The 13,024-nt window shown below is 68.7% G+C and carries 12 protein-coding genes; 9 read left to right on the plus strand and 3 right to left on the minus strand.

The window, feature by feature from the left end; genetic code table 11:
- The first annotated feature begins 29 nt into the window (after positions 1–29).
- The 6 genes from ACUP6Y_RS10285 (at position 30) to ACUP6Y_RS10310 (ending at position 8,124) form a co-directional block, all read left to right on the plus strand.
- Positions 30–3,182, plus strand: a complete 3,153-nt coding sequence (locus ACUP6Y_RS10285; protein ID WP_462555929.1) for a peptidoglycan DD-metalloendopeptidase family protein — start codon at positions 30–32, stop codon at positions 3,180–3,182.
- A gap of 149 nt (positions 3,183–3,331) precedes the next feature.
- Positions 3,332–4,783: a hypothetical protein gene (locus ACUP6Y_RS10290; RefSeq protein WP_462555931.1), complete on the plus strand. Its 1,452-nt coding sequence runs from the start codon at positions 3,332–3,334 to the stop codon at positions 4,781–4,783.
- Positions 4,784–5,086: 303 nt separating this feature from the next.
- Complete coding sequence (locus tag ACUP6Y_RS10295; protein ID WP_462555933.1) at positions 5,087–5,605, plus strand: hypothetical protein; 519 nt, start codon at positions 5,087–5,089, stop codon at positions 5,603–5,605.
- The gene (locus tag ACUP6Y_RS10300) at positions 5,602–7,080 is read left to right on the plus strand and encodes a type IV secretory system conjugative DNA transfer family protein (RefSeq protein ID WP_462555935.1); all 1,479 of its coding nucleotides are present in this window, start codon (positions 5,602–5,604) and stop codon (positions 7,078–7,080) included. The genes ACUP6Y_RS10295 and ACUP6Y_RS10300 overlap by 4 nt, the downstream gene beginning before the upstream one ends.
- A 5-nt stretch (positions 7,081–7,085) precedes the next feature.
- Positions 7,086–7,778, plus strand: a complete 693-nt coding sequence (locus ACUP6Y_RS10305; RefSeq protein WP_462555937.1) for a hypothetical protein — start codon at positions 7,086–7,088, stop codon at positions 7,776–7,778.
- Positions 7,771–8,124, plus strand: a complete 354-nt coding sequence (locus ACUP6Y_RS10310; protein WP_462555940.1) for a hypothetical protein — start codon at positions 7,771–7,773, stop codon at positions 8,122–8,124. The genes ACUP6Y_RS10305 and ACUP6Y_RS10310 overlap by 8 nt, the downstream gene beginning before the upstream one ends.
- Positions 8,125–8,129: 5 nt before the next feature.
- Here the strand turns inward: ACUP6Y_RS10310 and ACUP6Y_RS10315 are convergent, their stop codons facing one another.
- Positions 8,130–8,477 (minus strand): DUF6907 domain-containing protein, encoded by a 348-nt coding sequence (locus tag ACUP6Y_RS10315; RefSeq protein ID WP_462555942.1) that lies wholly within the window; start codon positions 8,475–8,477, stop codon positions 8,130–8,132.
- 32 nt (positions 8,478–8,509) lie between these two features.
- Entirely contained in the window at positions 8,510–8,824 is a 315-nt protein-coding gene (locus ACUP6Y_RS10320) for a DUF6907 domain-containing protein (protein ID WP_462555944.1), read from the minus strand.
- Positions 8,825–8,899: 75 nt separating this feature from the next.
- On the opposite strand from ACUP6Y_RS10320, the gene ACUP6Y_RS10325 reads away from it, so the two are divergent.
- Positions 8,900–9,214, plus strand: coding sequence for an ArsR/SmtB family transcription factor (locus ACUP6Y_RS10325; protein WP_462555946.1), 315 nt, complete (start codon positions 8,900–8,902; stop codon positions 9,212–9,214).
- Positions 9,215–9,259: 45 nt separating this feature from the next.
- Here the strand turns inward: ACUP6Y_RS10325 and ACUP6Y_RS10330 are convergent, their stop codons facing one another.
- Positions 9,260–10,534, minus strand: a complete 1,275-nt coding sequence (locus ACUP6Y_RS10330; protein ID WP_462555948.1) for a Fic family protein — start codon at positions 10,532–10,534, stop codon at positions 9,260–9,262.
- Positions 10,535–10,945: 411 nt separating this feature from the next.
- Here ACUP6Y_RS10330 and ACUP6Y_RS10335 point away from each other — a divergent pair, with 411 nt between their 5' ends.
- A complete protein-coding gene (locus ACUP6Y_RS10335) occupies positions 10,946–12,451 on the plus strand; it encodes an IS1380 family transposase (RefSeq protein ID WP_462552199.1) in 1,506 nt (501 codons plus the stop codon).
- A 258-nt stretch (positions 12,452–12,709) separates the two neighbouring features.
- On the plus strand, positions 12,710–12,883 hold the full coding sequence (locus tag ACUP6Y_RS10340; protein ID WP_462555950.1) for a hypothetical protein: 174 nt from the start codon (positions 12,710–12,712) through the stop codon (positions 12,881–12,883).
- The last annotated feature ends 141 nt before the right edge of the window (positions 12,884–13,024 follow it).

Genomic DNA, 13,024 nt, shown 5'->3' on the forward strand with positions numbered 1-13,024 from the left:
GGCCAGGACGGTCGCGGGGTGGGCCCGACGTGAAGAAGATTCTCCTGCTCGGCCTGCCGGTCGTGATGGTGATCGCCGGCATCCCGATCTTCGCGCTGCTGGCGATCACCACCTTGACCACCCAGGCGGCCGCCAACTGCCACGCCCCTACCTACCAAGCACAGGGCACCGGCACAGGCCCGAGTCGGGGAGCTGGTCTTGGTGCCATCGACGGACCTGTCGGAGGGCCGGTCACGGGCAGGATCGGGCTGGCCCAGGCGAACATCCCGAACCGGTCGGGGCTGGAGGGTCTGCGCTCCTCCATGCCCAAGGTGCTCTCCACCGACCCGGACTTCGTCACGCTCAACGAGATCGGTGGACGCAGCCTCACCCAGATCGAGGCCGCGGCCCCCGGCTACACCGCCTTCCGAGGCCCTCGCGAACCCGGCCCCGGCGGAGAGCAGTCCCTCGGCAACGCCGTGCTGTGGAAGAACGCAGCATGGGACAAGAAGAACGCCGGCCAGATCAAGATCGTCGAGGACGACAAGACCTACTACCAGGGCCGCAAGGTCACCTGGGACCGGTTCGCCACCTGGGTCCTGCTGCAACGCAAGAGCGACGACGCCGTGGTCTCGGTCATCGCCGTGCACCACATGACCAACCCCCACAAGATCCAGCGCCAGCACGGCAACCCACCACTGACCCGACCTGAGCAGTACGGAGCAGGGATGGACACCCTGCTTCAACTACGCGACGCCCTGGCCGAGCACGGGCCGGTCCTGATCGCCGGGGACATGAACACCCACGCCTCCTACACGAACCTGGAGTGGGCCGCGGCAGCGAAGATGAAAGCAGCCGGCTACGCCTGGGCCAATCACTCGGTCGACTTCGTCTTCTTTCCCCGCCACCAAGGCGTGCGACTGGCGAAGTCATGGACCGGCACGATGGCCTCAGACCACCAGTGGGTCGCCGCCCGCCTGACCATGAACGGCGCCGGACCCACCACCACGACCAGCACTCGCTCCGCCGCCACAACCACGGGCTCCACGACCGCGGGCGCCACAACGGGCAAGGCAGCGGCGCCGGCCCGTGCTGCCACCGCCTCCTCAGCCGGTGCGCGCGGCCGGCTGATGCAACTGCGGTTCGCCGAGGGCTACCCGACCATCACCGCCGAGCAGGCCGACAACGCGATCACCATCGCCCAAGTCTCCCGTGACCTCGGCGTACCGCGCCGAGGACTGCAGATCGCCCTGGCCACAGCTATCCAGGAATCCAAGCTCGTCAACCTGCCGGGCGGTGATCGCGACTCCATCGGCCTGTTCCAGCAACGCCCCTCCACCGGATGGGGGAGCCGTGCCCAGATCAGCGATCCGATGCTGGCCACCCGGGCGTTCTACGGCCGCGCCGACCACACCAACAACACCGGCCTGCTCGACATCGACGGCTGGCAGAGCCTCCCGCTGACCCAGGCCGCACAACAGGTCCAACGCTCCGGGTTCCCCAACGCCTACACCCAATGGGAGCAGGTCGCCGCCGACATGACCGACCTCCTCGGCGGCGACCTGCCCGAAGGTCCTGGAGACGCTGGTACGACCGGACAGTGCGCCGACGACGGGGCACCGGTCACGCTGGCGACCTTCAATATCCTCGGCGCCAGCCACACCGACGGTAAGCCCGGCACCGGCCTGGGCGGCGGGGAGAACAAGGACATGCCCGCCTGGGACGTTCGCCTACCCAAGGCGATGACCCTGTTGGAGACCTCCGGCGTCACGATCGCCGGTCTTCAGGAGGTCCACCCGCCCCAGAGCAAGGCCCTGGAACGCGACTACGCCGACCGGTGGGGGATGTACCCGACCAACAACCTGCAGAACAAGGTGGTCTGGGACCGCGCAGCCTGGACGATGACGGACGCCCGGCTCGTCGACATCCCTTACTTCGGTGACGCTGAGACCCCGATGCCGCTGGTCCAGCTCACCTCCACCACCACCAATCAGGTGCTGTGGGTCTGGAGCATCCACAACCCGATCGGCGCCAAGAAGCACCGCGTCGAGGCCCTGCGTCGCCAACTGGCGACCATGACCGACCTGAGGAGCACCGGCGCACCGGTGGTCATCGTGGGCGACTTCAACGACGCCAGCGACGGCAAGGACGCCTCCCACTGCGTGCTGGCGCCGGTCCTGGACAACGCGTTCGGCGGATCGAGTGATCCGTGTCGCCGGCCCAAGGCCGGCGCTGCGGTCGACCACATCTACGGCGCCAACCTCACCTGGGCCTCGGCCCGCGTCGACGGCTCGACCCGGGACAAGAAGATCAGCGACCACCCCTTGGTCGTCGCGACGACCGCCGGTGCTGCCAGCAGCTGTCCCGCCACCGGACTCGCGGCGGAGAAGGGCCTCACCCCGGACGCGGTGCTGGTGCTGCGCTCGATCGACGCTCGCTTCGGCACCCACACCTACCACGGCCTTGGGGAGCGAGCGAACAACGCCGGCTCGGACCACGCGACCGGCCGCGCGGTCGACATCATGATCAAGGACTGGCAGAAGCAGTCTGGGGTCGACCACGGTGACCGCATTGCCGCCTGGGTCCGCTCCAACGCCCGCGAGCTCGGCGTCACCTACGTGATCTGGCGGGCCAAGATCTGGTCGACCGGCGACAAGGACTGGCGCCCCTACTCCCATCCATCCGGGGCCACCGATCCGACCAACATGCATATGGACCACGTCCACGTCAGCGTCGCCGGCACCAAGGGAACCCTCGACTGCGGTGCGGCCGCCGGGAAGGTCGTCTACCCCGTCCCGGCCGCCTACAGAGGCAAGGACGCACACAACTGGCACGCCACCGGTCCGAACTGGAGCAGCTGGCACACCGGCACCGACTTCGGCGCCCCGTGTGGCACCGCGGTCTATGCCGCCCACGCCGGGACCATCGAGATCGACACCAGCCAAGGCTGGGCAGGCCCCTGGCTGGTCAAGGTCACCACCGGCCCCTCCTCGCTGACCACCTGGTACGCCCACATGCAACGCGTCGAGGTCAGCCGCGGTCAGAAGGTCACGCCCGGACAGCGGATCGGCCAGGTCGGTGACCGCGGCAACACCGAGGGATGCCACCTTCACTTCGAGGTCCATCTGAAGAACGGCTCCATCTACGGGCCGGACAACACGAATCCCTCGACTTGGCTCGCTCAGAACGCCACCGTCCCGTGACCGCCGAGGCCCTCGGTTTCTCCCTAGGTCCTGAGACCGAGGAGGTAGGCAGTGCAACGACAGCGCAGACCGGACCGCGTCGGCGGGGCTGGGAGCTCGCAGTCGGGATCGTCGTCATTCTGGCCCCTGGCGAAGGGGGGAGCAGGTAAGTGACAACCACACCTGGGAACGATCCCTCGACCGGAGCCCCGATCGGCACCGACCTCGGGCCCATCTCCCTAGCACGGGCGCGTCGAACCCTCTTCGTAGGGAGCCAGGTCCAGGTCGTCTACCTGCGTCCGCCGTTGAATGCCGAGCTGCCCGACCCCGACGTCCGCACCGTCACCAAGCAGACGGCCTACGAAATGATCAGCACCCGCGATGGAACCGGACGCGGTGTGCATCTGGAGTGGAAGAAGCAGCAGGCTGAGATCGACACATCGGGCAACATCGTGATCAGCGACGAGACCGGCGTCCCCTACGTCGCCTACCGCCCGCTCAGCCAGGGCGCCTCTGCGATCCCCTCACCGCTTGTGAGAGTGCCGGCGGTCGAAGCCATTGCCGCCGCGAAGAGCTCTGAGGACCCAGCGACCCTCGACCAGCTGGCACGACATGGCAAGGTCGCCGTGCGCTTGGCGGCGGCACAGAACCCGAGCCTCACACCAGAGACCCTCGACGTTCTGGCCAGCGACCAGGAGGTGCGAGTACGCCGACTGGTCGCGCACAACCCGCTGACCCCCGCGGAGGCCCTGGACCGGCTCGCGAACGACCCCGACGACGCACCCGCGCTGACCGACACCAAGGTGAGCTGGTTCGTCGCACACAATCCCAGCACCCGGCCCCAGACCCTGGACCGCCTCGCCGACCATCCGGATACCGCGGTCAAGGCACAGGTCGCCGACCACACGAACACCTCGGCCGAGACGCTGCGCCGTCTGGCGAACATGCCCTCACCGATCTACAACGGGTTCCGGCAGCACATCGGCGGCAACCCCCACACCCCGCCAGATGTCCTGGACAGACTCGCCCAGACCGACGGCTTCACCCAGATGCAGGTAGCGAACAACCCGGCAACCGCTGCTGCCACTCTGATCCGGCTCGCCGAGTCCCAGACGCCGGACGTGCGCTCGAAGGTCGGGGCGAACACGTCGACGCCCCTCGAGGTCCTGGTCCACCTCGCGGGAGACTCGAACCGGTATGTGCGTGCCGGTGTCGCGAGGAACCCCTGGTCCCCGGCCGCGGTCCTTGCCGCCCTGTCGCAGGACACCGACCCCAGCGTCCGAGCCCAGACAGCCGCGAACCCCAGCACTGACGCAGACAGCTTGAACCGCCTAGCCACCGACTCCGACACCGACGTCCGGCGCCGACTCGCAACAAACCCAAGCCTCCCGGCGCCGGCCGCTCGGGTGCTGGCAGCGGACGCAGACGTCCTGGTGATCTCCCGGCTGGAGAGGAATCCCGCCGCGAGTGACCTCGCTCTCGGCGAAGAGACGACGAGCCTCGTCGACGAGGCCCCGTCTCCGGGCGAGGCGGCAGAGCGGCTGCAACAGTCTCAGCGTCTCGGACGACCAGAAGCTCCGGTGCATCCCTCGAACGTCGCACCGCACCGCTCGGCCCCCTAGCGAGCGACATAGCGCCCGGTCCAGCCCGTGACGTGTAGCGCCGCCAGCCTCACCCCCGGCGATCCGCTCGACGGGACACGGCTCGACCAGAACGCCAGCCGCAGCTGATCGATGCAAACCAACTGCGGTCGGCCTGGGCGGCTGATCGCCTGAGCATGACGTGACGCCCTAGGTGGAGGTACGAGGCCGCGAGAAGAGGGTCGGGAGGCGACGGCGGGCATGCAGCGTGAACGACGCAGAGATCCCTATCCGTGGAGCTGGGAGATCCCGGCCGCGCTCACCCCCGGCGTAGCGATCGTGGTCGTGGCCGGTGTCCAGCTGGGACGGTCGGTGGCCAACCTGATAGCGGGCGCTGGCTGGACCTGGCCCGTCCCCGACACCGGCGGTGAGACCGGCTTGGTCTCCTCACCGATCGGTGCCGCGTTCTGGACCAGTCTGCCGGGCATCCTCGCCGGTGATGCCGGAGCCGGCCTGCCCGATGGTGCAACGAACGACCTTGCCGGCCCCGGTCTGCTCTGGACGACACTCGGTGTGAGCGAGGCGGTGTTGGTGGCCCTGGCCTGCTGGGCCGCGATCAGTGCTTACCTGCGCTGGGGACCGGGGCGGATGCGGGGCATGGCCACCGCAGCCGAGGCCGAGAAGCTGCTGGGCGTGACCCGGTTGCGCAAGGTCGCCGGGCTCGTCCGCCCCGACCTGCACGGTGGACACGGTGTGTCGACTCCAGTGCATCGGACCGCGGGCTACCCCGAGACCGAGCCCTCGGGTAGCCAGATCGGCCGGGGACTGAGCAGTCCCTGGATTCGCGACAGGCGCGGGCGATGAGGCTGCGCTTCGACCCCGCAGATGTCGGTTGGCGTGTCGGCCGGGCCCACGAGCCGCGCGGCCACGACCTGTGGGTGCCGTGGGACCGCACCGCCGGCGTGATCGGGCCACAGGGGTCGGGGAAGACCCTGGACCTGCTCACGCCGGCGTTGCTCGGCGCACCGGGCGCGGCGTTGGTGACCTTGACCAAGGTTGAGGACCTGCTGTTGAGCCTGACCGAGCGCTCCACCGGCGAGCGGCCGTGTGTGGTCCTCGACCCGTTCGGCCTAGCCCACGGTGTTGCCACCGAGCTCGTGTGGGACCCGATCGCGGGGTGTGTAGACCCCAAGATCGCCGAACGCAGGGCCAAGGCCTTCACCGCCGGCACGGTCAAGGGGGCGATCCACGGCGGCACGGGCGACGACGCGGCGCGCTTCTATGCCGCCGAGGCGTCCAAGGTCATGCAGGCCTACTTCCACGCTGCCGCGTTGAGCGGCAAGTCCCTCGACGACGTGCTCCGGTGGGTGGCCAACCCCCAGGCGGCGACCGACCCCGGCGAGATCCTGCGCCGCCATCCCCATGCCGCACCCTTCTGGCACGGCCTGCTGCATGGCGCCTTGAGCGGTGATGACCGCACGGCGGGGAACACGATCACCACCGTCCAGCAGGCCATGAGCCTCTTCTTCCAAGCCGACATCCGCCGCCGCTGCATCCCGTCACCGGGCAGGGCAGGCACCGACCTGTCCGAGGTGATCCGTCGGGGCGGCACGATCTACCTGCTGGGCCGCGAGGACCCCTACGCCAGTGCCAGTCCGTTGATGACCGCGGTCGCCGAGCATGTGCTCGACACCGGCCTGGTGCTGGCCAACAACTCACCGTGGGGCGGACGGCTGTGCCCACCACTGCTCTCGGTTCTCGACGAGCTGCCCTCGACCGCGCCGCTGCCCACGCTGCGCACCCGGATGTCCAACGAGCGCGCCCTGGGACTGTCGTTCATCTGGGCGGCCCAAACCAGGCCGCAGCTGACCAGCATCTTCGGCGAGCACGAGGCCAGGGCGCTGCTGGGCCTGACCAACGTCCTGGTCATGTTCGGCGGCTCCAAGGACGTGGCCTTCAACCAGGAGATCTCCGATCTCCTCGGCACTGTCCGCATCGCGCGGCACTCCTATCAGTCCGGCTCGATGGGTGGGCGCACCACGTCGGGCGACGACATTCCGATCCTGCGCCCCGAGGAGGTCCGCCAGCTTCCCGAACGCCAGGCACTGGTGGTCGCGGAGAACGGCAAGCCGATCATCGCCAAGCTCACGCGCTGCGTCGAGGGCAAGGCCGGCGAGCAGCTCCTGGGCCAGCAGCGAGCCCTCCGTGAACGGCTCACCGCCGACCGGGACATGGTCGTCACCACCGAGGCCCGCACGAGCGCCGCGGTCGTCGAAGCACGACGCCTGGGCCTGATCGAGGACGCCCGCCCAGTTGCCCACCGCGTCGGGGAGGACTGATCGCGATGCCCGCACCACAGGCCACCCGTGCTCCGCATCCGATGATCTATCCGTTTCCGGTCCCCGGGGCGCAGGTCCGGCTGGCCTACCGTGAGCTCCACCTCGCGGTGAACGGGAGTGATGAGCAGAAGAAGCAGATCGGGAACCCCGCTCTCCTGCCGCGACCCTGGGACCCGGCCACCTGCCTGGACCCCGAGCTGCGCTACCAGGTGTGGGCCTGGCTCGAGGACGTCGTGGTCTGGCTCAACCACGAGTACACCTGGGACGTGGGCGCGATGATCCCGACCTGCTGGCCCGCCCATCCTCACCTGGTCCACGAGGTCGCGGTCGTGGCCGACCAACGAAGACGGGCCGGTCTGGCGATGACCAGCGACGCGCTCGAAGAGTGGCATCGCTACTGCCTGCCCGCCGTCATCGACCGCCTCGGCACCCGCCTCAAGGCACACTGCGACGATGACCACGTGCCGTGGCCAGGCCGCAGCCGACACAGCCAGCACATCTCCGAACGCGACACCACCCGTCGCACGGACCTCTATGCCGCCGACCTCGACGCCCTCCCGCGCCGCGGCCGCACCCAGCAGGCGCCCGCTCCGCCGCGGCTCGGTCTGGTCGACCTGGAGACCGGGGAGATCACCACCGAGTTCGCCGGTCCCAACGAGCCCGGGAATCCCGAACGGCAAGGTGAGGACGATGAGTAAGCCCGGCCCCGACCGGCCCGGCGAGCACACCGACACGATGCGCGCCGCCGAGCGAGCAACAGCGATCAGACGGGCCCAACGCGCCCTCACCGCACTGGCCGACCATCCCGACACCACCCGAGCCCAGCTCGGCGCAGCACGAGACCAGCTCAACGACTGCTACCGGCTCGCCGACCCCGACGCCGTATGGGCAGCCGTCGAAGCCATCGAGGCCATCGCCGCCGAGGTCTACGGAGCACCCGGCGACGACGAGCCCGCCCCCCGAGCAGTCGGCCGATGGGTCTCACCCCGCGGGCGGTCCCGTCCGGCCAAACCCCGGCGTCCCCGCCACGTGCGCTGGTCCTAGCCCGGCTACCCGTGGTGAGCACGGCTGAGCTGACGTTCGAGGTGCTGGGTCAGTAACACGGCCGACTCCACCGTCAGCACCAGCCTCGGCCCGAGGTCCTCCGCTGGCTCGATGCGCAGCCACTCCAGCCGCTGGCCCACAGCGCTTACCCGCACGATGGTCAACGTCGTTGCCTCCGTGGCCGTCGGGACCGCGGCCTGCTCCGTGGAGGCCAAGACGTCGAGCCACGACGGCTCGCTTCGGTGATAGCAATCCTCCGGGTGGTCACTGGGGTGATGCTCAGAGGCGCACCACGCAGGGCAGTCATCGGTACGCCACGTCAGAGTCGGAACATTCATCGCTACCTCCTGCATCGGGGACGAAGGTGACCTCGACTGTTTGCCCGTCACAGGGTGTCGAGGAGTCGGTCGAGGCTGGCGATGAGTCGCCGGGCGCTCTCCGTGCTGATGGCAATCGTGCGCCCGGGCGGCTCGGAGGTGAGGTGGACCCAGGTGTCCGCGCCCACACCGCGGGTCGAGGCGCCCACGACCAGTTCGGTCGATGTTAGGGGACCGCCGCTGCCGTGTTGCTGGACGACGGGCACCGTCACCAGGGACGAGTCGTGCCAGCGCTCATCGGGGGGATCGTCGGGCGAGTGGGTCTTCGTGCACCAGGTCGGGCAGGGCGGCGCCTGCCACCACTGGTGAGTGTCGTCGATCATTCACACCACCTCCATAAGCGGATATTGATACTATCCGCTAGATGCGATGGCCGCGCAAGACCCGACAATGGAGGGGTGCGCGCGCTGAGCATGGACCTGCCGCCCGACGTCGCTGCTGCGGTCGAGGCCTTCGGCGTGCCGGCGCGAGTGGCGATCCTACGGTTCGTCTCGGCTCAGGAGTGGGTCACGCGAAGCGCCGTGGCGACAGCGCTCGGCATCCACCCCAAGACCGCCCAGCTGAACCTCGCGGCCCTGACCGAGCTCGGCGTGCTGGCGACCACGCCCGCCCGCTCGGTCGCTCGATCCGGCCAACGGGTCACCTACCGTGCTCGTCCGGAGCGCATACGCGAACTCCAGGCAGCACTCAGCTCCTACATCGAGGCTAGCTGAACCCGGCTGAGCGCTGCTGCTCGCGGCACCCTTGGCGGGAACCGGCTACAGCGTAGGTGGTTCGGACAGCTCGCTGGCCCGCCCGCCGATCCGCACTCCGAGGTCCTCGAGCTCATCGAGCAGGTCGCTGGCGCCCCAGATCTGGTTGCGCGTCCTGGTGGTCAACGGGCGAATCACTCCGGCCCCCGCAAGCCGGTCGATCGCACGGTAGGTGGCCGCCGTCGACAGGCCCAGCCGGGACTCGAGGTCCTCGGCGGTGAAGACTGGCACGGACGGCAACGAGGTCAGGGCCGTGGCGGGCGCGCTGCCCGCGCGTGGACGCCCGGCCAGCTCGTGCCACTGGTCGGGCATCGCCGCGACCCGGGTGCTGGTGGTCAGCGCCTCCTGAGAGGCGACGATCGCGGAGCGGGCGAAGGCGTGGACGATGGGTCCCGCATCACCGGTCCGATACTGGTTGAGCGTGTCGAAGTAGTAGTCGCGCCGGGCGACCAGAGCCGAGGCGATCGGCACGACGACATGTCGGGCCACGCCGCGCTGCCGGATGACCGCGGCGGCCAGGGCGCGGCCGATCCTTCCGTTGCCGTCGGTGAAGGGGTGGATCGACTCGAACTGCGCGTGCGCGATCGCGGCTTGAGCGATGACGGACAGGTCCGTGCGGTTGGCGAACGCCACCAGGTCGGCCATCAGTCCCGGCACGTCGGCCGGAGGGGGAGGGACATAGAGGGCGTTGCGAGGTGAGTGGTTGGACCCGCCGATCCAGTTCTGCATCTCGCGCCAGCGGCCCGCGTGCTCCTTCTCCGAGGGGTCCTCGGCCATAAGTCGTCGGTGTGCCCCGGTGATCCGCTCGACGTCGACCGGACCTTCCAAGAGCTGATCCATCGCCCCGGAGGCGGCCACCATCGAGCTAGCCGAGGAGTTCGCTCTCACCCCGTGCAACGCCCGCGCGAAGTCCTCGATGCTGGCCTCCTCGTGCTCGATCTTGGAGGAGGCCACCGATTCTGCGCGCAACAGCAGGGTCGCCAGCGGCCGCAGGTGCTCCCCACTGACCTCATCGAGCCGCGCCACCACCCGCAGCGCCTCGTCACACTCGGCCAGCAGGTCGTTGGGAACGCCCGGGTCCAGCTGGGCGATGGCGGGCGGAACTGCAACCACGACATCGCGCAGCGTTCGGTCCTCGACGCTCCCACCGCGATGGGTCTGCCGCCACGCCACCTCGCGGTAATCGTGGGGCGGCACCACGACATGCAGGCGTGCCGACCAACGAGCCCGTGGGCCCTCACTCAACTGACAACACCTCCCGCATAAGTCTCGGTTGACCACTGTAACTGAGAATAACGGCAGGCGTGTTCTCAGATGCGAGTCGGAGTGACTCGCTTCTGAAGCTGGAGCCCACCCCTTGACGAGAGATCGAACAAGTGTGCGACTGATGTCTATGGGTCCGACGGGTGAGGCTGAATGGATGAGGGGATACGCAGATGGAAGGGCACAGTGTCGTCTCGCGCTGGGGCTTGATGTGGCCCGCCGGCGCTTGCTCGCGACGGCCTCACCTGCCTACGAGAGCGGATGGGATTGGGCGGTCTTCGACTACGCGAACGGTCTTAGCCTCGATCCGTGGATCGACTCGGGGTTCGCGACATGGGTTGCGGCGGGCCTGGACGTGAAAGTGCCTCCTGGCTGGGAGAATCGTGATTGCTGAAGTCGCGAGTCGCTCGAGCCGAAGAGGCACTGGAAGTGAAACTACATCAAGAGTGGTCCCGAGCCACGCCGGTCTTCGATGAAGACCACCTCGTGTCGCATGCCGGACTGGTGCCGGTGATGGCGTTGGCCGAGCAGTCCGGACTCTCCGGGCTCCTCGCCGACCGGGTGTCGATCAAGTCCTCGCTCGTCCGCTCGGCTGGGGTGAACCCGGCGGGGAAGATCGCCACGATCATCGCGGGCATGGCCGTGGGCGCCGAGTGCATCGAGGACCTCGACATCGTCCGCGCCGGCGGGATGAAGGAACTGTTCGGCGGGGTCTACGCACCAGCGACGCTGGGCCAGTTCCTCCGCTCGTTCACCCACGGACATGTCTCCCAACTCGCCTCGGTCGCGCGCTCGCACCTGGTGAACCTGGTCGCGTCCACCGAGCTGCTGGACGGGGTCGGTGAGCAGGCGTTCATCGACATCGACTCGCTGTTGCGCCCGGTCTACGGCTACCAGAAGCAAGGAGCGAGTTACGGCCATGCCAAGATCGCGGGCCGCGCGTTGCTCCGCAAGGGTCTCTCGCCGCTGGTCACCACGATCAGCACCCCCACCAGCGCTCCTGTCGTGGCCGGTGTACGGCTACGAGCCGGGAAAGCAGGATCGGGCAAAGCAGCCGCATCCATGGTCGAAGAAGCGATCCGGACTGCCCGCGCCTGCGGCGCCGGAACGAGCACCGGAACGAGCACCGGAACGAGCACCGGAACGAGCACCGGAACGAGCACCGGAACGAGCACCGGGAAGATTCTGGTGCGGGGCGACTCCGCGTACGGCAGCAGTGCCGTGGTCAACGCCTGCATCAACGCCGGTGTGGAGTTCTCGGTCGTGCTCAGACACAACGACGCTGTTGCCGCCGCGATCTCCCGGATCCCCGACGATGCGTGGCAACCGGTGCACTATCCCGGCGCCGTGGCCGATCCCGACACCGGTGAGCTGATCTCCGATGCCGAGGTCGCCGAGACCTCCTACACCGCGTTCGCACAGAACAACCCGGTCACCGCACGGCTCATCGTGCGGCGGGTGCGCGACAAGACCAACCTCGATGCCGGCCTCGAGGAGTTGTTCCCGCTCTGGCGGCATCACCCGTTCTTCACCAACAACACCGAGCCCGTGACGGCCGCGGACATCACCCACCGTCGTCACGCGGTCATCGAGACCGTCTTCGCTGACCTGATCGACGGACCGTTCGCGCACATGCCCTCAGGCAGGTTCGCCGCGAACCACGCCTGGACCCTGTGCGCGGCCATGGCCTACAACCTGCTCCGCGCGACCGACACCCTGGCCCCACGCACCCGCAACACCGCTGGACAGAACATCCCGATCCCCGCTCGAGGCACGACCCTGCGGCGTCAGATCATCAACGTCCCAGCTCGCCTAACCAGGCCGCAGCGCCGCCCCGTCCTGCACCTGCCCGCACATTGGCCCTGGGCCGAGCGCTGGCTCCAGACATGGGACCGCGTCTTCGACACCGCCCACGGACCACCGATCACCACCTGAGCGATCCACCAGCCGCAAGGCACGACCCGAGGAACCCCGACAGTGGAAGAGCTGGGCAGACCAGCACCACACCCCTGCCCAACTGCCGCCGCCCAACCCAACCGCGTCAGCCACCACCTACCCCGACTCACCCGCCGAGTCGATCCACGGATCGAGGCTTAGGCACGAGCCCGTCGAGCGGGGAGCCTAGCCATGCCGAGCAGACCGCTCTCCTTTGAGAGGAGTGCTCTCATCGGGCTCGAGGCCAGCCCCTACCGCATGATCGCCGAGGGCGCCACGGACGAGGAGATCGTCGCGGCGCTCGTCGAAGAGGCCAGCCAGTACCCCAAGCGCACCAAGCGGGAGATCAGGCTCTATGGCCGGGGAACACCGAAGCTGCGAGCCGACCTGATCTCGATTGCGCTCGGCTCGACCCTGTGTCCGTGGCCATGAAAAAGTCCCCACTGGTGGCCAGGTCAAGGTCCCCACTGGTGGCCAGATAGAAGTCCCCACTCTTCGCGTGTCGTAGCCGACGTGAGGGCCCTGCGTGGTGACGGTGGCGGTGCCAACCAGTCACCGAGCACCACGCAGGGG

Source organism: Nocardioides sp. S5-5, from assembly GCF_054954065.1.